Annotated in this window: 22 protein-coding genes; 12 read left to right on the top strand and 10 right to left on the bottom strand. The window is 43.0% G+C overall.

What is annotated here, in order from left to right; all coding sequences use genetic code 11:
* Positions 1 to 16: 16 nt before the first annotated feature.
* A complete protein-coding gene (locus tag RTS09_RS10185) occupies positions 17 to 616 on the bottom strand; it encodes an NUDIX hydrolase (RefSeq protein WP_076776489.1) in 600 nt (199 codons plus the stop codon).
* Between the two features lie 359 nt (positions 617 to 975).
* Here RTS09_RS10185 and RTS09_RS10180 point away from each other — a divergent pair, with 359 nt between their 5' ends.
* Both RTS09_RS10180 and RTS09_RS10175 read left to right on the top strand, forming a co-directional pair.
* Positions 976 to 1,536, top strand: coding sequence for an NUDIX hydrolase (locus tag RTS09_RS10180; protein WP_065253478.1), 561 nt, complete (start codon positions 976 to 978; stop codon positions 1,534 to 1,536).
* A gap of 376 nt (positions 1,537 to 1,912) precedes the next feature.
* Positions 1,913 to 3,304, top strand: coding sequence for a patatin-like phospholipase family protein (locus RTS09_RS10175; protein ID WP_312536741.1), 1,392 nt, complete (start codon positions 1,913 to 1,915; stop codon positions 3,302 to 3,304).
* 90 nt (positions 3,305 to 3,394) lie between these two features.
* Here the strand turns inward: RTS09_RS10175 and dapC are convergent, their stop codons facing one another.
* The 7 genes from dapC to parC all read right to left on the bottom strand — a co-directional run bounded on the left by dapC (position 3,395) and on the right by parC (position 10,325).
* A complete protein-coding gene (dapC, locus tag RTS09_RS10170; RefSeq protein ID WP_312536739.1) occupies positions 3,395 to 4,603 on the bottom strand; it encodes a succinyldiaminopimelate transaminase in 1,209 nt (402 codons plus the stop codon).
* 195 nt (positions 4,604 to 4,798) lie between these two features.
* Positions 4,799 to 5,164, bottom strand: a complete 366-nt coding sequence (locus tag RTS09_RS10165) for a hypothetical protein (protein ID WP_312536736.1) — start codon at positions 5,162 to 5,164, stop codon at positions 4,799 to 4,801.
* 213 nt (positions 5,165 to 5,377) lie between these two features.
* Positions 5,378 to 6,301, bottom strand: coding sequence for an S-4TM family putative pore-forming effector (locus tag RTS09_RS10160; protein ID WP_312536734.1), 924 nt, complete (start codon positions 6,299 to 6,301; stop codon positions 5,378 to 5,380).
* An 11-nt stretch (positions 6,302 to 6,312) separates the two neighbouring features.
* Positions 6,313 to 7,347 carry a nucleotidyltransferase gene (locus RTS09_RS10155; RefSeq protein WP_239743310.1) on the bottom strand — a complete coding sequence of 345 codons (1,035 nt, stop codon included), beginning with the start codon at positions 7,345 to 7,347 and terminating at the stop codon, positions 6,313 to 6,315.
* A gap of 158 nt (positions 7,348 to 7,505) precedes the next feature.
* Entirely contained in the window at positions 7,506 to 7,775 is a 270-nt protein-coding gene (locus RTS09_RS10150) for a hypothetical protein (RefSeq protein ID WP_239743308.1), read from the bottom strand.
* Positions 7,762 to 8,076 carry a BrnT family toxin gene (locus RTS09_RS10145; RefSeq protein ID WP_160001063.1) on the bottom strand — a complete coding sequence of 105 codons (315 nt, stop codon included), beginning with the start codon at positions 8,074 to 8,076 and terminating at the stop codon, positions 7,762 to 7,764. The genes RTS09_RS10150 and RTS09_RS10145 overlap by 14 nt, the downstream gene beginning before the upstream one ends.
* Positions 8,076 to 10,325, bottom strand: coding sequence for a DNA topoisomerase IV subunit A (gene parC / locus RTS09_RS10140; RefSeq protein ID WP_312536727.1), 2,250 nt, complete (start codon positions 10,323 to 10,325; stop codon positions 8,076 to 8,078). The genes RTS09_RS10145 and parC overlap by 1 nt, the downstream gene beginning before the upstream one ends.
* A 434-nt stretch (positions 10,326 to 10,759) precedes the next feature.
* On the opposite strand from parC, the gene RTS09_RS10135 reads away from it, so the two are divergent.
* The 5 genes from RTS09_RS10135 to RTS09_RS10115 all read left to right on the top strand — a co-directional run bounded on the left by RTS09_RS10135 (position 10,760) and on the right by RTS09_RS10115 (position 16,583).
* The gene (locus tag RTS09_RS10135; RefSeq protein ID WP_312536725.1) at positions 10,760 to 12,574 is read left to right on the top strand and encodes an AMP-binding protein; all 1,815 of its coding nucleotides are present in this window, start codon (positions 10,760 to 10,762) and stop codon (positions 12,572 to 12,574) included.
* Between the two features lie 107 nt (positions 12,575 to 12,681).
* Positions 12,682 to 14,436, top strand: coding sequence for an AMP-binding protein (locus RTS09_RS10130; protein ID WP_312536724.1), 1,755 nt, complete (start codon positions 12,682 to 12,684; stop codon positions 14,434 to 14,436).
* 132 nt (positions 14,437 to 14,568) lie between these two features.
* Positions 14,569 to 15,285 (top strand): ribonuclease PH, encoded by a 717-nt coding sequence (gene rph / locus RTS09_RS10125; RefSeq protein WP_060994509.1) that lies wholly within the window; start codon positions 14,569 to 14,571, stop codon positions 15,283 to 15,285.
* A gap of 73 nt (positions 15,286 to 15,358) precedes the next feature.
* Positions 15,359 to 15,841, top strand: coding sequence for a hypothetical protein (locus RTS09_RS10120; protein ID WP_312536722.1), 483 nt, complete (start codon positions 15,359 to 15,361; stop codon positions 15,839 to 15,841).
* 178 nt (positions 15,842 to 16,019) lie between these two features.
* A complete protein-coding gene (locus RTS09_RS10115; RefSeq protein ID WP_309596495.1) occupies positions 16,020 to 16,583 on the top strand; it encodes a c-type cytochrome in 564 nt (187 codons plus the stop codon).
* Positions 16,584 to 16,636: 53 nt separating this feature from the next.
* On the opposite strand, the gene RTS09_RS10110 is transcribed toward RTS09_RS10115, so the two are convergent.
* Positions 16,637 to 17,425: an elongation factor P hydroxylase gene (locus tag RTS09_RS10110; protein WP_312536719.1), complete on the bottom strand. Its 789-nt coding sequence runs from the start codon at positions 17,423 to 17,425 to the stop codon at positions 16,637 to 16,639.
* A gap of 144 nt (positions 17,426 to 17,569) precedes the next feature.
* On the opposite strand from RTS09_RS10110, the gene RTS09_RS10105 reads away from it, so the two are divergent.
* The 5 genes from RTS09_RS10105 to acpP all read left to right on the top strand — a co-directional run bounded on the left by RTS09_RS10105 (position 17,570) and on the right by acpP (position 21,247).
* On the top strand, positions 17,570 to 18,202 hold the full coding sequence (locus tag RTS09_RS10105; RefSeq protein WP_312536716.1) for a YceD family protein: 633 nt from the start codon (positions 17,570 to 17,572) through the stop codon (positions 18,200 to 18,202).
* Positions 18,203 to 18,448: 246 nt separating this feature from the next.
* Entirely contained in the window at positions 18,449 to 18,634 is a 186-nt protein-coding gene (gene rpmF / locus RTS09_RS10100) for a 50S ribosomal protein L32 (RefSeq protein ID WP_007115626.1), read from the top strand.
* Positions 18,635 to 19,070: 436 nt separating this feature from the next.
* Positions 19,071 to 20,075, top strand: a complete 1,005-nt coding sequence (gene fabD, locus RTS09_RS10095) for an ACP S-malonyltransferase (RefSeq protein ID WP_312536765.1) — start codon at positions 19,071 to 19,073, stop codon at positions 20,073 to 20,075.
* A gap of 17 nt (positions 20,076 to 20,092) precedes the next feature.
* Positions 20,093 to 20,821, top strand: a complete 729-nt coding sequence (fabG, locus tag RTS09_RS10090; protein WP_036604917.1) for a 3-oxoacyl-ACP reductase FabG — start codon at positions 20,093 to 20,095, stop codon at positions 20,819 to 20,821.
* Positions 20,822 to 21,004: 183 nt separating this feature from the next.
* Complete coding sequence (acpP, locus tag RTS09_RS10085; protein ID WP_007115622.1) at positions 21,005 to 21,247, top strand: acyl carrier protein; 243 nt, start codon at positions 21,005 to 21,007, stop codon at positions 21,245 to 21,247.
* An 83-nt stretch (positions 21,248 to 21,330) separates the two neighbouring features.
* Here the strand turns inward: acpP and RTS09_RS10080 are convergent, their stop codons facing one another.
* Positions 21,331 to 22,071, bottom strand: coding sequence for a cytochrome C assembly family protein (locus tag RTS09_RS10080; RefSeq protein WP_409418392.1), 741 nt, complete (start codon positions 22,069 to 22,071; stop codon positions 21,331 to 21,333).
* Between the last annotated feature and the right edge of the window lie 159 nt (positions 22,072 to 22,230).

Below are 22,230 nucleotides of genomic sequence, written 5' to 3'. Positions count from 1 at the left end.
GTTTGTGGTTGATTGGCTATTTATCGTGAACATTAAAATACCAATCAATCTGGCGGTCAAATCCTATTTCCAGTAGGCTTGCGGTGATGCGCCCAGTCAAGCCCCATACGGTCTCGCCATCAATGATAAAGCTGGGTGATACCATCACTTGGCGACCCAAATCATACGCATAATCGATGGTCGGCTGGTGAATGAGCGTGGCTAAATCCGCCCAAAATAGCCTTGCAATTTCGCACATCTCTGGCACAAGGTTAACACTGGGTGGTATTACCCCTACAATCGGCTTGACAGGTCTGCCGCTTTTGGCAAATTGTAGTGGCAATTCGCCCAACACAGTCACTTGACTGGGATGAATACCCGTTTCCTCATGCGTTTCTCGTAACGCGGTAGCTTGGTTGCTATCGTCCGTGTCTTCGCGTCTGCCACCTGCAAATGATACTTCGCCGGCATGTTCTCGCATATCCGAAGCGCGCAACGAGTACAAAATTTTTGGCTCAGCTTCATTGGTAATGGCGATGAGTACCGAATACGGCTGCGGCGTGGGGTCGAATGGCAGTTTTGCGATTCGCTCTGCCAGTTGGGTCAGTAAGGGACTTTGAAATCTAGTTGTGGACATATTTTTTAATTCATCAAAATTTAATGGGCAATTTCGCAATGTTTATAGGGCGCTTTAAGTTGACCGAATTTATCTAAAACTCATTGTCTATTGTCGATCTCACTACCAAGCGGTAAAGCTGGCATAGCTGAGACAGGTTTTAGCATACTAGGCTGGGTATGCGGCGCGTTACAACCTGCTAATAATCCCAAACTTAATACCTAGCTAAACATCAAGCTAGATACCAAGTTAAATATTTAGCTAAACTTTCTCATAATCGGCTGCTCAACTCATTTTTACCATGTAAAAACCTGCAATCAATGCTACCATACTTAAAACGACTTTCACCTTACAAAACATAAAAATAATAGGAAAATACCATGCCTTACTGCCTGCAATGCGGTCATCTAGCCGAAACCAAAATCCCACCGATGGACAGTCGTCCGCGCATCGTGTGTCCGTCTTGTGGCTACATCCATTACGAAAATCCCAAAGTCATCAATGGCTGTTTACTCATCCATGAAGATAAAGTTTTGCTCTGTCGCCGCGCGATTGAACCGCGTCATGGTTATTGGACGTTGCCCGCAGGCTTTATGGAGCTTGGCGAGACCATGAAAGATGGCGGCAATCGTGAGTGTTTTGAAGAAGCCGAAGCTATCGGTAGTGCATTAGAGTTATATTGTCTATACGACATACCCGATATCGGACAGATTCATGTGATGTTTATCGGCTCGCTCAAAGATGGCAAATTTGGGGTGGGCATCGAGAGTCTAGAATGCGCGCTGTTTGCCGAAGAAGACATTCCTTGGGAAGACTTGGCGTTCCAAAATGTCATTGAAACACTGCAACATTATTTTGCTGACCGCAAAGCAGGGGCGACGCTCGGTAATTTCCCCATCCATCAGCAAGTGATTGTCAAAGACGTGCATTTGGGCGATTAACTGTCCATTTGAACGGTAAATTTTAAACGGCAAATTGTTAGCTAAAAAGATACGGGCGTAGCGCATAGGCTCTAAATATCTAAGCTCCAGAATTTAGGCTCCAGAATTTAGGCTTCAAATATCTCCGCTCTAAATACCTACGTTCTAAATACAACAATGATTGAGCCGCTTTTTTTACTATAAGTCAGTTTTTTAAAATTGCACGTATTCACCTTGAAACAATGTAGATATTTAATCAAAGGCTCATGAATGACAAAATCCTAAAAAAATTCACACATACATCATTTTGTCGCTATAAAATCTTGCTACAATACTTGAGTGATATATCTTCTATACTAGATAAAAAAACAATATATTTATGGATGATGAGATTATTATGTCAACTAGAAAAACCATTTCCACACCTGCACAACCACCCCAGCCGGTAACTGATACTTCATCACCAATCACGGCGATAGAGCCACCAAACACAAACCCCAATCAACCCACCCCACAAGGCACGCCACCGCTCAAAGAATTGGTCAAACAATACGATAGCGTGTCGTTGCTGCTGCAAGGTGGCGGTGCGCTTGGTGCCTACCAAGCAGGGATTTATGAAGGACTGCATAAACAAGGCATCAAAATCGACTGTATCTCAGGTATTTCAATCGGCGCGCTCAATACCGCCATCATCGCAGGTAACCGTCCAGAGAACCGCTTGGCGGCGCTGCAAGGGTTTTGGAACACCATCACCCATCGTAACTACACCCCTGCAGGGCTGAACATCTACCGTCAAACGGCCAATGAGCTAGATAAACTTAGCAAGATTGACATGGTAAGCCATTTTATGCCATGGATATTTGAAAATGGCTTTTTAAAGCAGCAGCTGCGGGTGATGGAATCTACCACTGAGGCTTGGCTAACCATGATTGAAGGACAGCGTGGTTTTTTTAAACCGCGTTATTTTGTGCCGTATGACACCACCCCCAATCACTTAAGCTATTACACCACCGACAAGCTGCGCGAGACCCTTGAGCGTTATTGTGACTTAAAACTGGTCAATGACGTCAATCGGATGAAAGTGTCGGTGTCTGCGGTCAATGTGCGAAACGGTAACTTTGCCATTTTTAGCAATGAAAATGAAGAACTGCACTACGATCACTTTATCGCATCGGGCGCACTGCCGCCAGGTTTTCCAGCGGTTGAGATTGATGGGGAGTATTATTGGGATGGCGGATTGGTGTCCAACACGCCGCTCAATGAAATCTTAAGCCATGAAGAGCACCTCAAGCAATTGATTTTCCAAGTGGATTTGTGGAATGCCAAGGGCACGGTGCCAGAGAATATGATGGAGATTGACGAGCGCATCAAAGACATTCAATATTCCAGCAAAACCCGCATGGTTACTGACTTTATGGCGCAAAAGCTGCGTTATACGCGCCTTATCAAAGAGTTACTCAAAATCATCGATGACGATGCCAAAATTGATAAAGTTGAAGAACTGTGCGTCAACAAAGCCCGCGAAATGACAGAAGTCGGTGTCAAAAACGTGATTCATCTGATTTATCACAAAAAGACTTACGAGCGCGGCTATAAAGACTATGAGTTTAGCGGCTCGACCATGCAAGAGCACTGGGAAAGTGGCTTACAAGATATTGAGAACACTTTTCGCCACCCAGATTGGTTTATGCTACCTGAGACCGATGATATCTTTGTCAGCCATGATATCCACCAAAAACGCAAACGCTTGGCACAGGTCAGTACCCTGCTAAAAAATCTTGAAGACTAGCCGTCGTTGCACGCTGAATCTTTACAAGCTAAAGGCTTACAAAAAGTCAAAAAAAGTGATGGTAGCTAGCCATCACTTTTTTATGGAAAATTACACCAAATTTGATAAGTCTAAGCGCAGCAATCGGTCAATCGCCTCGCTGCTTTGTGCGATATCTGCAACCAATGCCATGCGCACATGGTTTTTGCCAGCGTTACCGCTGTTGTTTTGGTATGGGGGCGTATCGCGAGATAGGTAACGCCCTGCGAGCGCATGGATATTTAGCTGTTCATAAATCACTTTGACAAACTGCTCATCATCTTGTACCGGCAACCAAAAATAAAAACCGGCATCAGGGCGGCGTAGCGGTAATTTGTCTGACAGCTTGTCCATCCACAAATCAAACTTTTGGCGATATAGTTTGCGGTTTTCTGCCACATGGACTTCATCTTGCCACGCGGTAATCGAAGCGAGCTGATGATGAATCGGCATCGCGCAGCCTTGATAAGTGCGGTACTGGGCATACGGCGCTAGTAGCTTGGCATCACCTGCCACAAATCCTGAGCGCATGCCAGGTAGATTGGAGCGTTTTGACAGCGAATGAAACACCACGCAATTGGCAAAATCATCGCGTCCGAGTTTGGCGCAGACGTCAAGTAGTCCAATCGGCGGCACCTCAAAATATAGCTCACTGTAGCACTCATCACTGGCTAGGATAAAGCCGTATTTATCCGATAGCTCAACCAGACGTTGCCACTGCGCCATATCCATCACTGAGCCAGTTGGATTGTTTGGACTGCACACAAAGACCAGTTGGGTCTTCTCCCAAACCTCGCTTGGCACGCTGTCATAGTCACCGACAAAGTTATTGTCGGCGGTACAATTGACAAAATACGGCTGTCCACCAGCGAGCAGCGTCGCCCCTTCATAAATCTGATAAAACGGATTGGGCATTACCACGTAAGGTCGTTTGCTATCCTCACGGTCAAATGCCGCTTGCACAAAACTAAATAGCGCCTCACGTGTACCCATCACCGGTAGCACTTGGGTGTCGGCATTTAATTGTTTGACCTGAAAACGGCGCTGTACCCAATCGGCAATCGCTTGGCGCAGCTCGGGCAAACCGTTGGTGGTGGGGTAGTTTTGGATTTTAGTCAGATTGTCTTTGATGACATCTAACACAAACTGTGGCGGCGTGTGCTGCGGTTCACCGATACCCAGTTTAATCGGGGCATAGTCTGGGTTTGGCGTGATGCCTTGTAGCAAGGTTGCCATCTTGGCAAACGGATAAGGATGCAAAAGCTGTAATTGCGGATTCATAAGGGGTTGGCTGTCCATATATGCGAGAGAACTAATTTTAAAATACTGTGATTTTAAAAGTACCGGGATTTTAAAAACACTCTGATTTTAAAAGTACTGGGGTGTTAGAAATACTGTGAAAAATGAGGTTACTTTACCCCGAATCGCTGAGTTTGCCAAGATTGAACCAAAAGTTTGCTAAAAGTTGATAGCCAATTAACGTTTTGAACCATGAGCTTGGGCGATGTTTCGCTCAAAGTTTCGCTCAAAAAAATGGGTAAAGGTAAGTATCAAGGTAAAAAGGGTCGGGAAAAAGCAGGTGTTCACTATATCATGCACACTGCCTTGCCAGTACCAATGCTTGTCGATTATAAGCTGGTCATGTCTGTCTAGCACTTCACCCATGCTGGCAGCAGCAATCACCGTGAATAAGGCGATAAACCAGCGGTAGCGGTGATTTTTAAAAACTAGACTTGTGATAAGAAATACCCCAATACCGACATAAATATGTAGGGCATCTCGCTCTAAGCCTGTGTAGCTAACGATATGGGTTTTGATGTCTTGGAATACGGAGTCGTACATAAAGTTTGATTTTGATTGAAAAGTTGGCAGAGCATAGCGATTTTCTACCAACGGTTAAAGGCGGTTTTTGTGTTGATTTATCACGGGATTATTATTGAAATAGTGTATGAAAATCGCTCTAGCCAATGAAATTGTTTATCCAAAGCTTTGAAGCTTGAAAGTAGCTGAGGATATTATTATTCTATAAATTAAGAAGTTTTATTGTTAACATATTTAAGATTCGATAAAGTCTTCTACCCTAATATTAGAAATATTTTCTTGCTTGTTTTTAGTTTTTTTATGAAACCAATTTGGTATTGGTCTAGCATTTTTCCTATAAGAGTAAATAGATGATTGCATCATTCTGCATCTAGCAATTATTTCATCATTAGATGAGTTATTTCTAATATCTTCTCTCATCTGTTCATTTATTGTTTGTAGCCTTTCATTCTCATTTATAGAATCTTTATGCTCTATTATTAATTTATAAAAATATAGAATAACTGGAATTAAAAGCGATAAAATATTAGTTAAGAAGTCTCTAAAATTTGTATTATTAACTGTTCCTAAAATAATTATAAATAAAATAATACCTATACAGGATAAAAAACTATAATAAATGAGTGGTTTTCTTAAATAGTTATCCCAGCAAAGATTTTGTTGCTGACATAATACAATAGAATGTGGATAGGTATAATTTGCAGCTTTAGGAGTATACCAGTCATAAAAACCAGTATAGTTAGGATTTTTTCTATCAAATTTACTACTTTTTTCAGCAATTATTCCTATATCTGGACGACTTCCCACAACGACATTATCCCAATCTAAATCAAAAACATCTGTATCAAAACATTCCTGAATCTTAGCTGCTTGTTCCTTATTAGAAAAAATAATCCTACTCAATAACTCAATAAAGAATGTGGATATAATCCCAATTAGGGCAGAAAAATACCCTAAATCTTGTTTTTGAAATCCTATTAAAGATGAAAAATAATTACTATTCATAAAAAACGTAAAAAATGAAACTATACATGGTACAACTACTCCAATGATAAGACTTATTATCATTAAAAATTTTACTTCAGAATATGCTTGTCGTTGTGCTTTTAGCTTATTGATATTTTTATCTTTATTTTGATTTTCGGCAATATTAGTCATATTATATTTTTTTATCCATAATTTGGGAATTGTTCACCAAAAATTTCTCGCCATAATTTTATAGATTCCTCTTGTTTCTCATTGGATTCCAAAATTCTAGCATTTCTTGATTTTTCTAAATCTCTTTCTAGACGAATTTTAACTGCTAATTGTTCTGAGTAAGATATAATATTTATATTTCCATCAATATTTTTGGGGTCGGAAACAATATTATAGATATTCTGTATAATATAGTTTGCAACCTTTACAAATTCGATATCTGGATAAACGGTGACATCATTTTGTAAGCCTTGATTAATAATTTCTTGATAGTAATTACTTATCATTGTTTCCAATAAATAAGAAGATGATAATTTTGATTTATAGGGTATCTGATTCCAAAACTTAAAAAGTCTAATGACATTTAATACTTTCCCATTACAAGCTTGATTAATGCTTTGTAGTCTTGCCCTATCTACTCTTGGATCAGTTTTTTTCCAGTTACCGTTCCCATTTGGAATTAAATAATAACTTTTATCATAGTAATCTACGGCTGTTCTGAAACATGGAACTATGTCAAAATTCCAATCATAGGAAGTAAGTTTTAAAACAGTTGCAACACCGTTTTTTTTAATTTCTGCCTTACTATATTGACTAATGGTATTTAAGTTTTTAATAAACCTATTTAAAATTCTAGTTGAACTTAGATTGTTTTCCTGCCATTGCACTGTACTTTTAAAAGCGTTTAATCTTCCTGAATAATTTGAAGGTGGTCGTAATGTAATATCATCTACACTATTTTCAAAATATGACCATCCATCTGCATTAAGACAAATCATAATATCTATATCATCCAGTGGGCGTGTTTTAGTTTTTCTTTCAAAAGAACCATAATTTAAATGACTTGCTTCATATAATAAAGGAAAGCTTAAATCATTTTGTGGGAAGTTATTAATTTTATTAATTAGCCAATCTCTACTAGCTTTTGCGGTATCGCTTTTACTTTTATCTATATTAACTTTATCTTTTAAAAATTCGTTAAAAGCTTCAACAACATTTTTTGCCATAATCAAACTCACATTTTCCAAAATTTTTTTATAAACTAAAATTTAAGTCTTCAAACCACTTTTTCTATCTTACTCACCTTTTGAAACCTTTTTGGCAGGAGTGCCACGCACGCGCATAAAATTGACAGTATTCAGCTATTAAACGTTATCAAATAGCACTAAGCTGTGCCAAATTGTTTAACATACGACTGCATCAACTGATTAATCACCTCATTCATGCTCAGGCGTTGGCTTTCGCAGACTTTAGCAAAGTCTTCAACCAAATGCTTATCTGATTCAATGGTTAAGGCTTCCAAATCGCCCCAATCATCACTGGTATCAATCTCACTATCGGGAATTGCTTTTAACCGAGTAAGCATCGCTTTTTGCTCAGCAGTTAATGCAGGTGGTCGTTCCCCTTTTTTAAATGTCATGCTAACGGTAGCCATAGTATTCTCTCTCTTCTTGTTTGGTTGCTTTGCGGGCAGTAATTATCCTTACAACCTCAGTATCTTTATCATCATAATGGGTCAAATGCCCCACAAAAACAACCACACAACCATCAATCATACCCACAGTACGCCAACGCTGTTCACCATCGACAATTTGATGTCTTTCACTAAAACCCTGTTCATCAAAGAACGCATAAATCGCTAATTCAAAGGATAATCCATGTTTGGTTTGATTACTAGTATTTTTACTAATGTCCCATTCAAAGCGAATATAGTCAAAATCTAATTGTTTATCCATTAGATTTTTTGAACCCCACTCACTTTTTGAAACCCTTTTGGCAAGAGTGCGCCGCGTCGACCGCGTGTACCCATAAAATTGGCAATATCCATCGGTTTGAGCGTCAAGGTTCGTTTACCACTGTCCAATGACAAACTATCCCCTTCGCTAAACGTCGTGATGGCGACCACGCTGTCACCGTCTTTTAAATCAATCAGCTTATTGCCTTTACCTTTTTTCATCATCGGTAACTCAGTCAATGGGTATACCAGCAAATGCCCTGCCGAGCTGACCACGCCAACTAGCGTATCTTGCTCACCAATTTGGTGGGTTATTAAACTACAGGCGTCATCAAAATTAATCACATTTTTGCCCGCTTTTTGGTTGGTATCAAGATCAGCAAAGGTGTTGATAAAGCCATATCCTTGCGAGCTTGCCATGATAAGTTTACTGTCATCTTGTCCCATCAGCACGTTGACAAAACTTGCTCCGCCCGTGGGTTTTAGCAGGCTGGTAAGCGGCTCGCCTTGCCCCCGCGCAGAGGGTAAGGTATGGGCATCGAGGCGATAGCTGCGACCGGTGTTATCCATGAGATAGACTTTTTCATTGGATTTGCCTTGCGCATGGGCAAGATAGGCATCGCCCGAACGGTAATTCATATTGGCGGCATCGACATCGTGACCTTTGGCGGAGCGAATCCAGCCTGATTTTGACACGATGACCGTCACAGGCTCGCTTGGAGCTAGGTCAGTTTCTTTAAGCGCGGTGGCTTCCGTGCGTTCTACAATCGGCGATTGGCGTTTGTCGCCATGCTCTTTCATATCGGCAGTGAGCTCTTCAATCATTAAGCCAGTCAATTTGTCTGGGTTGTTCAAGTATGCTTCGATTTGGGCTTTCTCTGCTTCTAGGTCACTTTGTTCACGTTTGAGCTCAATTTCTTCAAGGCGTGCCAATTGACGCAAACGAATATCCAAAATCGCGTTGGCTTGGATTTCGGTCAAATCATAGCGCGTCATCAATTCTGCTTTTGGGTCGTCTTCTTCACGGATGATACGGATGACCTCATCAATATGAAGGTAGGCAATCAGCAAACCTGCCAAGATATGCAGGCGCTGCTCGATTTTATCTAAGCGGTATTGCAAACGGCGCGTGACAGTATCTCGGCGCACAGACAGCCATTCGGTGAGGATGGTAAGCAGTGATTTGACTTGGGGTTTGCCATTGGTGCCAATCATGTTGAGATTAACGCGGTAATTACTCTCAAGGTCGGTACTGGCAAACAGATGGCTCATCATCGGCTCGATATCAACACGGTTAGAGCGCAGCTCAAGCACGATACGGCAAGCGTTTTGGTGGTCGGATTCGTCATGGATGTCTGTTACCCAAGGCAGTTTTTTGGCATTAATTAAATTGGCAATTTGCTCAATGATTTTATTGCCGGAGATTTGATAGGGTAGCGCATCGATGATGACTAAGTTTTTTTCTTTGTCATCGACATGATAAGTAGCGCGCATTTTGTAGCTACCACGACCCGTTTTATATAGCTGTAGCAAATCCTCAGGCGAGGTGATGATTTCTGCTTTGGTCGGCAAATCGGGTGCAGGGATGTACTTTGCCAGCTCTTTTTCCGTCATTGTGGGTTTTTTAAGTAGCGCAATACAGCCTTTGACCACTTCAGACAAGTTATGCGGCGGAATATCGGTTGCCATACCGACTGCAATGCCCGTTGTGCCGTTAAGCAAAATATTCGGTAGACGGGCAGGCAAGGTGACGGGTTCTTGCAAGGTGCCGTCAAAGTTGTCTTGCCAATCGACAGTGCCTTGACCAAGCTCGTTTAGTAAGGTATTGGCATAAGCCGATAGCTTGGCTTCGGTATAGCGCATCGCAGCGAAGGATTTTGGGTCGTCGGGCGAGCCGAAATTGCCTTGACCGCTAATGAGTGGATAACGGTAGCTAAACGGTTGGCTCATGAGCACCATGGCTTCATAACAGGCGGAGTCGCCATGCGGATGGTATTTACCAATAACGTCACCGATAGTGCGCGCTGATTTTTTGGGTTTGGCAGTATTTTTGAGCCCAAGCTCGCTCATCGCATACACGATACGGCGCTGCACAGGTTTTAACCCGTCGGCAACGTGTGGCAATGCCCGGTCCATGATGACGTACATCGCGTAGTTCAGATACGCGTTTTCGGTAAATTCAGCGACTGAGCGAGTGGGGTTGTTCAAATCGTTTGGTTTGGTAATTTTTGCTACAAGGGTATCAGACATAATGGTTACTTAATCAATGACAAAAAATAAAAGAAAGTGCAAAAAAAAGAAAGTGCAAAAGAGAAATAAGAAGTATGAGAAAATATCATAAAGCTTGAGAGTAGAAAAACAAGTGCTAATCCATGAGATGGCAAATTTGCCCAGTTTTACACGTCAAAATGTGTCGCAAAAACGCCTTTTAAAGATAACTGGACACTGTAGCCGCTTTAACGGTCAAATAACGGATAACTATTTCGACGCGAAATCATTTTTATCATCCCATAAGTACAGAGAATAGGCTTGAGAATTGAGTAAATATTTAGTATGTTAATAGTACATTTGGCCGCGATTTTTAATATAATTTTTAGTAGTGGGATTGACCTTTTTATAAAAATTCTTTTAATTATCAATATGCTATTCGCTGATAGACCGCATACCTAAGGAAAACATTTCTCATGAATGAATCAACCACCTCAGCTCAAACCCCTGACAACAATGCCCAATACAATGCGCCTATCGATACTCCCATCGATACTCCCATCGATACTATCGAAGCGCAGCCACATGCGCCAAAGCTTACCGATCATCATGAGAAACCTTGGTTAAAGACTTACGAGCATTACGGCATGAACTATAACATGCAAATGCCCAGTGACGAAGTTAACCTAATGAATGTTTTTGAAAAGAATTTCGAACAATTCAATAATAGTGATGCCTTTGTGTGTATGGGTAGTAGCATGACCTATCGTCAGCTAGATACTTATAGCCGCCAAATCGCGGCGTATTTGCAGGGATTGGGTCTACAAAAAGGCGATACCGTTGCGGTTATGATGCCAAATATCCTGCAATACCCAGTGTGTATGATTGGTATCATTCGCGCAGGTTTTATCTTAGTTAATGTCAATCCCTTATACACCGCTCATGAATTAGCGCATCAGTTAGAAGACTCGCAAGCCAAAGCGTTATTCATCGTTGAAAACTTTGCCAAGACCTATCAAGATATCGGCAAAAAAATGGTTGATCACGTTATCGTCTGTTCAATCGGTGATTTGATGGGTACGTTTAAAGGTATGCTAGTCAATACCGTGGTCAAGTATGTCAAAAAAGCCATTCCAGCTTGGCAAATTGACGGGCATGTGACCTTTAAGAGTGTTATCAAGCAAGCGTCTGCCAGTCGCTATCAGCGCCCAGAAGGTATCAAGGGCAGTGATATTGCGGTACTACAGTACACTGGCGGCACGACAGGGGTTGCCAAAGGTGCGATGCTTACCCACAACAACTTGGTATCCAATATGCTACAGTGCCAAGAGTTCGCCAGACAAGTGTTCCCCAATCAAATGGTGGGTGAGTACGTCGTCATTGCCTTACCGCTCTATCATATTTTCTCATTTACCGCCTGTGCGCTACTAGGTATGAACATGGGCTTTACGGGTGTATTGATTCCAAACCCCCGCGACATGGACAGTTTTGTTAAAGAATTAGCAAAATATAAGCCAGTCTTCTTCCCAGCGGTGAACACGTTATTTAATGGCTTGGCGCACCACACTGGTTTTCGCGCATTAGACCACAGCAAATTGCGTTTGTCGCTAGGCGGTGGTATGTCGGTATTACCTTCAACCGCTGAAGAGTGGAAACGTATTACAGGTACCAATATCCTAGAAGGCTACGGCTTGTCCGAAACCTCACCCGTTGCCACCCTAAACCCCTTGGCACAAGAGCAATTTAGCGCCAAAATCGGTATTCCGATGCCCAACACCGATATCAAACTGCTCGATGACAACGGCAATGAAGTCGCAGCAGGTGAGCGTGGTGAGATTGCAGTTAAAGGTCCACAAGTGATGAAAGGCTACTGGCAGCGTCCTGAAGCCACTACAGAAGTAATGACAGCAGACGGTTATTTCAAAACCGGTGACATCGCTGTCATTGATGAGCAAGGCTATTTCAAAATCGTTGACCGTAAAAAAGACATGATTTTGGTATCAGGATTTAATGTGTATCCAAACGAAGTTGAAGAAGTGCTAGCGGCGCATCCTAAAGTGTTGGAAGTCGGGGTGATTGGGGTGCCGAGCGAAAAAAGCGGTGAAGTACCAAAAGCGTTTGTGGTACGTAAAGACCCAAGCCTCACCGAGGAAGAGTTGCTGCAATATGCGCGAAGCGAGTTAACGGGTTATAAACGTCCGCGTAAAGTTGAGTTTGTGGATGAATTGCCAAAATCAAACGTTGGCAAAATCCTGCGTAAAGAACTGCGTAAACTTGAAGAAAAAAAGTAAGCTAACGCTTGTTGCCAAAACCCAGCTTTTCTATATCAGATTAGTTGGGTTTTTTATTGCATCGCGCCCAACTAACCTTATAAAATTGGGGATACCAATAGGCTGTTATGAGCAATACTGAGTTTATGGATGACGCTATTACACCAATCAATGACCGCCCGATGCATGAGATGTATGAATGGGAAGAAAATCAGCAACCGTGGCTGATTAGCTACGAGCGCTATAATATTTGTAGTACCATCGATATGCCAGATGAACAAACGTCGCTGATTGACATCTTAGAAGCGGGGTTTGCCAAACATGCGCGGCAAGTGGCGTATTACTGCGATGAGCAAGAGATTACTTACGAGCAACTCGATAAACTGAGTCTAAAAGTTACCATTTATTTACAGCAGTTAGGGCTCAAGGTCGGCGATGCTATTGGCGTGATGTTGCCCAATATTTTGCAATATCCTGTGATTACCCTTGGCGTCATCCGTGCTGGCATGGTGCTGGTGAGTATGAATCCTTCCTACACCAGTCGCGAGCTTGAGCACCAAATGGATGATGCCGATATCAAGGCGTTGTTTATACTAGATAAATTTATTTATACCTACAAAGACATTGCCGATAACCTTAACCGCGATTTACATCATTTAATCATCTGTCGGTTGGGTGATTTGAAAAGTAAGCTCAGAGGTGCATTAATCAATCTGGTCTCAGCGACCACCGATTTGCCGCCAAAAGGTAATTGGATTTATTTTAGTCATTTATTAGCGGGCGCTAGCAAGGCTTATCAACGGCCAACTCTCACGTTATCGAATATCGTATTAATTCAATATACCGGTGGTACCACAGGGACGGCAAAAGGCGCGATGCTCAGTCATGGCAATGTGATTGCCAATTTGCTGCAAATCGATGCTTTGATTCGCAGCGCGTATGATGAAGAAGGGCAGGAAGATATTATTTTGGCGTCGTTGCCACTGTATCATGTATTTTCATTCACCATTTGCTGTGTTTTTATTTTGTATCGTGGGTTTGCATCAAGGCTCGTGCCCAATCCACGTGATATCAATGAACTGGTCAATACGCTAAGGCGTACACCGCCGCATTTTATTTTGGGGGTCAATACGCTATTTAGCGCCTTGATACAGCATCCTGAATTTCGAAGGCTCGATTTTTCCCAACTCAAAGCCACCATTGGCGGCGGCATGGCAATCCAACCTAGCGTTGCCAAAAAATGGCACACCATCACAGGGTTACCGATTATCGAAGGGTATGGGCTCTCAGAAACCGCGCCTGTGATTACCTTTAATCCGTTAACTATCGCAGAATTTACCAACAAAGTCGGGCTACCAACCCCAGCCACTGACATCATCTTATTGGACAACAACGACCAACCTGTGCGCATTGGCGAACGCGGAGAAATCGCCGTCAAAGGCCCGCAAGTGATGGTGGGGTATCGCAATCTACCTGTCGAGACTGCTAATGCGTTTACCGCAACAGGCTATTTGCGTACAGGCGATATCGGCATCATTGATGAGCGCGGTTTTATTAAAATCGTTGACCGTAAAAAAGACATGATTGTGGTGTCAGGATTTAATGTCTACCCAAATGAGATTGAGTCGGTGATGCTTGAGCATGCCGATGTGCTCGAGTGTGTGGCGATTGGCGTACCAAGCGCGACGCGCGGGGAAGAGCCTAAAATATTCGTGGTCAGAAAACACAACCGCGTCACTGCTGAGCAGCTACTGGCGTTTGGTAAACAGCATTTAAGTGGCTATAAACGCCCACGCTATGTCGAATTTGTCGATAGTCTACCCAAGTCCAATGTTGGTAAAATTTTACGTAAAGAGCTACGTAAGCGCGAAGGGCTTGAATAGCAACCTGCCATGTTGCCGACGGAATTGTCTTGCTAAAACTGGGTTGGCAAGGTAGCATAAAACCACTGTAATTTTTGCCCATTGCTTAAAAACTATCTACCAAACCGTCAAGGCGGTCTTTTAGGGAATCTTATGCGTATCGATAATCGTGAAAACAACCAACTTCGCCCAATTAGTTTTGTGCGTAACTTTACCAAACATGCCGAAGGCGCCGTACTGGTCAGCTATGGTGATACCAAAGTGCTATGCACCGCCAGTATCGAAACCCAAGTACCGCGCTGGCTCAAAGGCACAGGTAAAGGCTGGATTACCGCTGAATACGGTATGTTGCCACGCGCGACCCACGAGCGTACCCAACGCGAAGCCGCCAAAGGTAAGCAATCAGGTCGTACCCAAGAGATTCAGCGGTTGATTGGTCGTAGCTTACGGGCGATGGTCGATCTTGAAAAGCTTGGGGAAAATACCATCCATATCGACTGTGACGTGCTGCAAGCCGATGGCGGTACCCGTACTGCCAGTATCACCGGTGCGGCTGTGGCATTGGTCGATGCGTTAGAAAAATTGCAAGCCGCCAAAAAACTCAAAGCCGATCCTTTGGTAGGCTTGGTAGCAGCGGTCTCTGTGGGCATCAAAAACGGTGAAGTACTGTTGGATTTGAACTATAGCGAAGACTCAAGCTGTGACACAGATCTTAACGTTGTGATGACGCAAAAAGGCGAGTTTATCGAGATTCAAGGCACTGCCGAAGAAAAACCGTTTACCCGTGCGCAAGTGGATGAAATGCTAGCAATTGCCGAAGAAGGCATCAAACAGCTGATTGCTGAACAACAAGCGGTGCTAGGTTGGTAAAACAGCCTAACAAAACAAGCTAGACTAGTAAGGGTGTAGCACATACGCCCCTTTAATTGTCATAGAGATGATTATGTTAAAAGTCACCGAGACAGGCGTTACCATTGGTTTGCAAAGTCAAGCGATGACACCTACCATATTGACCCAAATACTTTGGGTGGGTATCGCCATTGCCGGGGTAGGGCTATTGATGGCATTTAAAATGCTCTCAGTCGCCATCGGCTCGCTGATGATTTTACTAGCCATCATCGCAGGTGTTGCGTGGCAATTATTCAACCGAAAAAAAGAGGTGCCTACTTTAACAGGGGGTGAGCTGCGACTGACCCAACAGGGTTTTAGCCATCACCAAGGTGCTAACGTCACAAGCTATCAATTATTGCCCAGCGATAGCATTGAGCCCACTACCGATAGCATGACCATCTACAATGCTGACGGTCTAACCTTGTATCACATCACAGGTTTTCATGACCCTAAACATATCAAAATCGCCCAAGCCGTCCTACAAGGTAAGCCCATCAAAGCCCAAGGCAAAGCAATCAAACTACAAAGCACTTAATCAAAAAACCACACCCTATCTCACATAGTGGTTAGGCACAGTGGTTAGGCTTAGTTACCAAATCATAATAATTTTTTTGCCAATAATTGTTAAAATCCTTAGAGATGATTAATCCACACTCTGATAATAACATTCATTATTAAACCAATATAAACCAAAAACATGGAAGGAAAGGACGATGTCGACTGCATTAAAATTTGCCACCCCATTTATCGTTGCGATGGCGCTGGTAGGCTGTAATAAAAAAACAGAAACCACCACCACCACTACTGCTTCAGCGCCAGCTACCACAGTTACCGCTAGCGCCAATGGTGCAACGGCAACCGCTACGGTAAGTACCACAACGACGTCGACCACGGCAGTTGACCCTAACATGACGCCAGAAGACCACAAAAAAGCGCGTGAAAGAATCATGAAAGATTGGAAAAAAACCAACCAGACCATTGGTGCGATGGTTAAAGATCCAAGCAAATTTGATGCCGCGCAAGTCAAAGCCGCCGCCGAGAAACTTAACCAAAATCCTTGGGTGCATTATCCAGAGACAGCCAAAGGCGGTGAAGCAAAAGATGAAATTTGGCGCGATGCTGCAGGGTTCCAACAGCAGATTGATAAATTTAAAACCGCTGCCAGTGCCCTTAATGCCGCCGCTGCAACTGCAACCAGTGTCGATGGCATTAAAACCCAATTTGGCGATTTGGGCGCTAGCTGTAAATCCTGTCATGACAAATATAAAGAAGACTAATTTTTTATCCCTAATAAAAAAGGCAGCGTTCAATGACTGCCTTTTTTATTGATTTAATTCGCTTTGATAAAATTGTGAGAGATATCAAACGAGGTCAATGGTAGCGGGCGCAGTTTGGTTAACTGGCTTAGCAACACTTTGGCATCGGTTGACAGTTTTTGCCCCGTTTGCCAAAACTTCACCGCTTGGGCTTGTACATCGGCTGCAAAAGTGCTCTGACTGGTATCAAAATCGGCAAACAAATTATCTTTAGACACGCTAAAGGGTTTGTTGCAAGCCAGCGTCAATAAACATTCAATCGCTTGCGGCAGGATTTCTACTTGTTCGAACTGTTGCTGCTGCTGCTGATTACGTCCGTCGGGGGCATACCAATAGCCAAAGTCATTGAGCAATCGGCGTTTTTGACCTGCCATACACCAATGGCTAATTTCATGCAAGGCACTGGCAAAAAAGCCATGCGCAAACACAATTTTGGCAGGCTCGGTATCGGTCGCGGCAAAATATTCAGGCTCATGCTCGCCTTTGACCAAAATCGTATCACGATGGCAAAACCACCGTTTGAACCAACCCATTAGCCATTGCACTTGTAATGCTTCCACCGATACCCATTGATAGTCAGTCAAAGGGCGATTTTTTGTCTTTGATATACTGGCTAGTACGGGGACAAAATTAACCCTTAATGCTAAATTCGCACTTTTTTGGTCAATCACAGTTGTGTCAATATCATTGGCTAACACAGGCACCACCGCGAATTGGCTAACAAAAGGCAGCGTCATAAAGGGAAAAATAGCAAGGGTTGGTGGTGATATTTGTGCGGATAGTGGCGATAGGTGTGTGGACATAGCAAAAGTAGGGTCGATAAAAATTGCTATTATACAATTTAACAGCCCACATCGACTAGGAAATCACGCCTACAACATGCTACCATGCAATGGACGTCAGTATGCTTTATACTGTAACGCAACATAACTGAAAGGAGCGGTGAAATGACGCTACATTCTTTATCAAACGTACTAGCACAATCATCGCAAGATGTACCAACAACTGCCTCATCCAAAACCGCCAATAACACCACCAGTGAGATTGGCTCTAGTGCCAGCTTGGTCAAGTTTATTGATCTAGCACGTTGGGAGCATAACAATGACAACCATTATCACTGGGAAGGCAAGGTGAGTCTCAAGGATTTGCCACGTATCTATGCCTTGGGTGATGAACATCATGACAACGATCAGCCACTGGATGTGATATTAGATATTCAGAAAAAAGGGGACGTGGTATTTTGGCAACTACACACCACGGGCGTGCTTTGGCAAACTTGCCAGCGCTGCCTAGACCCCGTCGCAGTGAGTCTGGATGTCGATAGTGAGCTTGCACTGCTTGAAGATGAAAATCACGTCGCATTGCTTGATGAAGGCACAGAAATTATTCTGATTGATGAGCTAACGGATGACAATAAACTGTGGCTATTACCAATGATTGAAGATGAGTTATTGGTTGATTTGCCATTAGCGCCCAAGCATGATGACTGCGAAATGGCAGTCACTGAGGTAGGCGAGTTGCCAGAGGCAGTGGCAGAAAAAGAAAATCCGTTTGCGGTACTGGCAAGCCTAAAAAGCTAATAACAACCACGCCATTACATACGCCGTCATACAGGTATTAACAAAAACTTGCCACTAAATGTCGGTTAAGGCTTTGCTAAATAGGTTTTTTTACGTATAATATGGCGTTTATAAATTTATCTGATTATCTGTTCCAATAGTTTGCCTTATATCCATGCCAAATATCGATATCAAGTTGTTTGCATGATGATGTAATGAGGTTAAGGGAACGATGTTTTAATAGCGAGAAGCACAGGAGCTAACCTCATGGCTGTTCAACAAAACCGTAAAAGCCGTTCACGCCGTGATATGCGTCGTTCACACGACCGCATCACAATCAATGCTGTTGCTGTAGATGCAACTACCGGTGAAAAACACATCCGTCACCATGCGACCAAAGACGGTTTTTACCGTGGTCGTCAATTGTTCAAAGTAGCAGCCGTTGCTGAATAATTAACGCAAAATGCAGTGCTTTGACATAGCTTAGTATGCATTGGCTAAGCACCAAAAAGGCTGATGATGATTCATCAGCCTTTTTTTATTTGTTTTTTATGTAAAAATACCCGCAAGAAAAAGCTAGAATTTTTTTTTCAATATGCCATAATAATCAGAGTACAATTGTACAAATAAATTTGCTGGTTTACTTTTGCCTGTTTGCTGGATAGTAAGTTATATTATTGCCAGCCAAGTTTGATAAGACTATAACGTCAATCCAAGCTACTGACCCATTTTGATTTTGCTGATAACTTTTGGTAAAGTAATCGACCAAAAAATCGCCTAAGCAAATTTTTTTAACCGTATTTTTTAGCGGTCTAGTAGACGCAATACAACATAAGCAGTACAAATAAAGCAGTACAATATAATAAGTTAGGACATTATGGATAACCCAATGCAAAGCCAAGCCAGCGCAGATCAACCAGCCACTTCATCACAAAATGCTGCATCTATGAAATATGCTGTGATTTTTCCAGGACAAGGCTCGCAGAGTGTGGGCATGCTAAACGATTGGGCAGCCCAGTATCCTACTGTCAAAGCAACGTTTGATGAAGCCTCAAAAGCGCTTGGGTTTGACTTGTGGGCGATATGCCAAGGGGCGTCAGGTGCCGCGTCTTTAGATGATACTGCGTATACCCAACCTGCACTATTGACCGCTAGTATGGCAATTTGGCGGGTGCTGCGCGATGAGCTTGATTTACAGCCGGCATATGTTGCCGGGCATTCACTGGGTGAATACAGTGCGCTGTGTGCCGCTGGGGTGTTGAGTTTGGCAGATGCGGTAAAGCTGGTGCATCATCGTGGCCAGTATATGAGCGCCGCCATGCAATCACAAACAGGCAAAATGGCGGCGATTTTAGGTCTGCCTGATGAAGATGTACAACAAATATGTGATGCTGTGGTAGCGGCGCATGCGCAGGCAGTGGTCAGCCCAGCCAATTTTAACGCGCCAGGGCAAGTGGTGATTGCAGGCAATGTGGCAGGCGTGGATTTAGCGTCAGAGAAAATTGCTTCACTCGGTAAAAAAAGCATGCCGCTAAAAGTCAGTGTACCCTCACATTGTCAGCTGATGACGCCTGCCACCGATAAGCTTGCCGCAGAATTAGAAACCGTTACATTTAACCCGCCCAGTATTCCCGTGATACAAAATCGCCATGCGCGGGTAGAAACCGATGTGACCGCAATCAAACAAGCGTTGATTGAGCAGCTCAATATGCCCGTGCTATGGTCGACTATTGAGAATAATTTAGCAGACGCGCAAATCAGCTTACAAATCGAATGTGGTAGCGGTAGTGTGCTGACAGGACTAGCCAAACGCCAAGCGCAGAAAATTACCACACTAGCAACCGATACAGTGGCCAAACTAGATAATATAAAACAACAATTATCAGCCCAATAAAAAAACCAAGGAAGTATATGACTCAACGTATTGCATTAGTGACAGGCGCTAGCCGTGGAATTGGTCAAGCAATCGCCAAACGTCTAGCAAATGAAGGCTATCTTGTCATCGGCACTGCTACCAGTGAAAAAGGTGCAGCGGCAGTCAATGATTACCTACAAGAATTGGGGGGCGCAGGTCGCGTGCTCAATGTGCAAGATGCCGAGCAAATCAACCAGTTATTTGATAGCATTGAAAAAGAATTTGGCAATGTACAGGTACTAGTCAACAATGCCGGTATTACCCAAGATGGTCTGCTCATGCGAATGGATGACAATGCCTGGGAGCGCGTACTCGACGTGAATTTGACCTCGGTGTTTCGCACTAGTAAACGCGCCATAAAAGGCATGATGAAAGCGCGGCAAGGTCGCATTATTAATATCACCTCAGTAGTCGCTGCGATGGGCAATGCCGGACAAACCAACTATACGGCAAGCAAAGCAGGCATTGAAGGGTTTACCCGCTCACTCGCTCGGGAGATTGGGTCACGCCAAATCACGGTCAACTGCGTGGCACCAGGCTTTATCGACACCGACATGACCAGCGAGCTTGATGAAGCATTGATTAAATCCATGCTTAATGCCGTTCCGCTAGCCAGACTTGGCAAACCTGAAGACATCGCCGCTGCAGTAAATTTCTTGGCAAGTGAAGAAGCAGGTTATATTACCGGCACCGTGCTTGACGTCAATGGCGGCATGTACATGTAAATGGTTTAGCCTGCCAAACACCAACCTAACGAGCCTTAAAATGCAGTTTTTGAACTTAAAATACAGTTTTTGAAATAGTAACAGGTTGCATTATTTTATTTTGAAATAGGCAATGAGCATGATAATATGCTCTAATATGTAGTTTACTCGATATATCATATACCCCAATGCAAGGAGAGAAGCATGAGTAACGAAATAGAACAAAAAGTAAAAGCAGCAGTAGCTGAACAATTAGGCGTGAATGCAGAAGACATCAAAAATGAATCTTCATTCATGGATGACCTCGGTGCAGACTCACTTGACCTTGTTGAATTAGTGATGTCTTTTGAAAACGAATTTGGTATTACCATTCCTGATGAAGACAGCGCACAATTGACCACGGTGCAAAGTGCTATCAGCTACGTACAATCAAAATTGGCTAACTAATTGCTAGTTATTTAATTTAGCCGCTTACTTATCACTTAGTTAAGCGGCATTTTACCCCAGTTTTAGCGATAAAATTGGGGTTTTTATTTGTTTAAAATCAGCTCCAACACAAACTTCGTCCCGATAAACGCCAAGCCAAGCAAAATCACACCATATAGCGTCATATTAGCCGCGCGTTGACCTCGCCAGCCAAAGCGCCAATGTCCAACCAATAACGCCCCAAATACCAGCCAAGACAACAGACTAAACACAGTCTTGTGTACCAAATGCTGCGCCAGTAAATTGGTCGTATCAATAAAGCCCAGCAACAGCGAAATCGACAATAGCAGAAAACCCACAGTAATCATATCAAACAGCAAGGCTTCCATGCTTTGGAGTGAAGGTAGTTTATCGACCCAGACACGGTGAAAGGTTTGACGTTTGAGTTCGCTGATTTGTAGCCGCAGCATAATCGCGGCAATCGCTGCCATAAATAGTACCGAATAGGCAGCCAAAGACATAATGATATGAGCTTGTAAGATAGGACTGATGGTTGATAGCGGGTGATACGGTGCATCGCCAAAAAAACCAATCATCATGCCCAAAAATGCCAACGGCGTTGCCAAAATCCCAAGCGGCAAAATTTGGCGGTAAAGACAAAATCCCCAATAAAATAACAGCATAAACAATGTCGTCAACGACACGACATTAAAAATATTAAAGTTTAGCCCCCCTTGGGTAATGATATCAGGATATAACACCACCGCATGACCCAATAACCCAATCAGCAATTGCCCAAGCACCATGCCTTTACGGATGGGCTTTTGTTGCGTAACTGCCCACATCAAATAGACGGTAGTTAAGCCATAACAGACTAACGCAAGTACAAAGATTACAAACACCCTAGCCTCATCAAAAATCATCAAATACGTGCAAAATGCGATGGTTATACTATAGTAAAAGAAATTAAAAACTACCACAAATCCACATAAAGTAGAAGAATA

It is taken from the genome of Moraxella sp. CTOTU47618 (assembly GCF_032017425.1).
GTDB classification, from domain to species: Bacteria; Pseudomonadota; Gammaproteobacteria; order Pseudomonadales; family Moraxellaceae; genus Faucicola; species Faucicola tetraodonis.
This window is presented reverse-complemented; position numbering and strand designations above follow the sequence as displayed.

What these genes read in the sequence shown, in the direction of transcription:
- RTS09_RS10185 (WP_076776489.1), bottom strand. Translation starts at nt 616, where the DNA reads ATGTCCACAACTAGATTTCAAAGTCCCTTACTGACCCAACTGGCAGAG.
- RTS09_RS10180 (WP_065253478.1), top strand. Translation starts at nt 976, where the DNA reads ATGCCTTACTGCCTGCAATGCGGTCATCTAGCCGAAACCAAAATCCCA.
- RTS09_RS10175 (WP_312536741.1), top strand. Translation starts at nt 1,913, where the DNA reads ATGTCAACTAGAAAAACCATTTCCACACCTGCACAACCACCCCAGCCG.
- dapC (WP_312536739.1), bottom strand. Translation starts at nt 4,603, where the DNA reads ATGAATCCGCAATTACAGCTTTTGCATCCTTATCCGTTTGCCAAGATG.
- RTS09_RS10165 (WP_312536736.1), bottom strand. Translation starts at nt 5,164, where the DNA reads ATGTACGACTCCGTATTCCAAGACATCAAAACCCATATCGTTAGCTAC.
- RTS09_RS10160 (WP_312536734.1), bottom strand. Translation starts at nt 6,301, where the DNA reads ATGACTAATATTGCCGAAAATCAAAATAAAGATAAAAATATCAATAAG.
- RTS09_RS10155 (WP_239743310.1), bottom strand. Translation starts at nt 7,347, where the DNA reads ATGGCAAAAAATGTTGTTGAAGCTTTTAACGAATTTTTAAAAGATAAA.
- RTS09_RS10150 (WP_239743308.1), bottom strand. Translation starts at nt 7,775, where the DNA reads ATGGCTACCGTTAGCATGACATTTAAAAAAGGGGAACGACCACCTGCA.
- RTS09_RS10145 (WP_160001063.1), bottom strand. Translation starts at nt 8,076, where the DNA reads ATGGATAAACAATTAGATTTTGACTATATTCGCTTTGAATGGGACATT.
- parC (WP_312536727.1), bottom strand. Translation starts at nt 10,325, where the DNA reads ATGTCTGATACCCTTGTAGCAAAAATTACCAAACCAAACGATTTGAAC.
- RTS09_RS10135 (WP_312536725.1), top strand. Translation starts at nt 10,760, where the DNA reads ATGAATGAATCAACCACCTCAGCTCAAACCCCTGACAACAATGCCCAA.
- RTS09_RS10130 (WP_312536724.1), top strand. Translation starts at nt 12,682, where the DNA reads ATGAGCAATACTGAGTTTATGGATGACGCTATTACACCAATCAATGAC.
- rph (WP_060994509.1), top strand. Translation starts at nt 14,569, where the DNA reads ATGCGTATCGATAATCGTGAAAACAACCAACTTCGCCCAATTAGTTTT.
- RTS09_RS10120 (WP_312536722.1), top strand. Translation starts at nt 15,359, where the DNA reads ATGTTAAAAGTCACCGAGACAGGCGTTACCATTGGTTTGCAAAGTCAA.
- RTS09_RS10115 (WP_309596495.1), top strand. Translation starts at nt 16,020, where the DNA reads ATGTCGACTGCATTAAAATTTGCCACCCCATTTATCGTTGCGATGGCG.
- RTS09_RS10110 (WP_312536719.1), bottom strand. Translation starts at nt 17,425, where the DNA reads ATGTCCACACACCTATCGCCACTATCCGCACAAATATCACCACCAACC.
- RTS09_RS10105 (WP_312536716.1), top strand. Translation starts at nt 17,570, where the DNA reads ATGACGCTACATTCTTTATCAAACGTACTAGCACAATCATCGCAAGAT.
- rpmF (WP_007115626.1), top strand. Translation starts at nt 18,449, where the DNA reads ATGGCTGTTCAACAAAACCGTAAAAGCCGTTCACGCCGTGATATGCGT.
- fabD (WP_312536765.1), top strand. Translation starts at nt 19,071, where the DNA reads ATGCAAAGCCAAGCCAGCGCAGATCAACCAGCCACTTCATCACAAAAT.
- fabG (WP_036604917.1), top strand. Translation starts at nt 20,093, where the DNA reads ATGACTCAACGTATTGCATTAGTGACAGGCGCTAGCCGTGGAATTGGT.
- acpP (WP_007115622.1), top strand. Translation starts at nt 21,005, where the DNA reads ATGAGTAACGAAATAGAACAAAAAGTAAAAGCAGCAGTAGCTGAACAA.
- RTS09_RS10080 (WP_409418392.1), bottom strand. Translation starts at nt 22,071, where the DNA reads ATGTGGGCAGTTACGCAACAAAAGCCCATCCGTAAAGGCATGGTGCTT.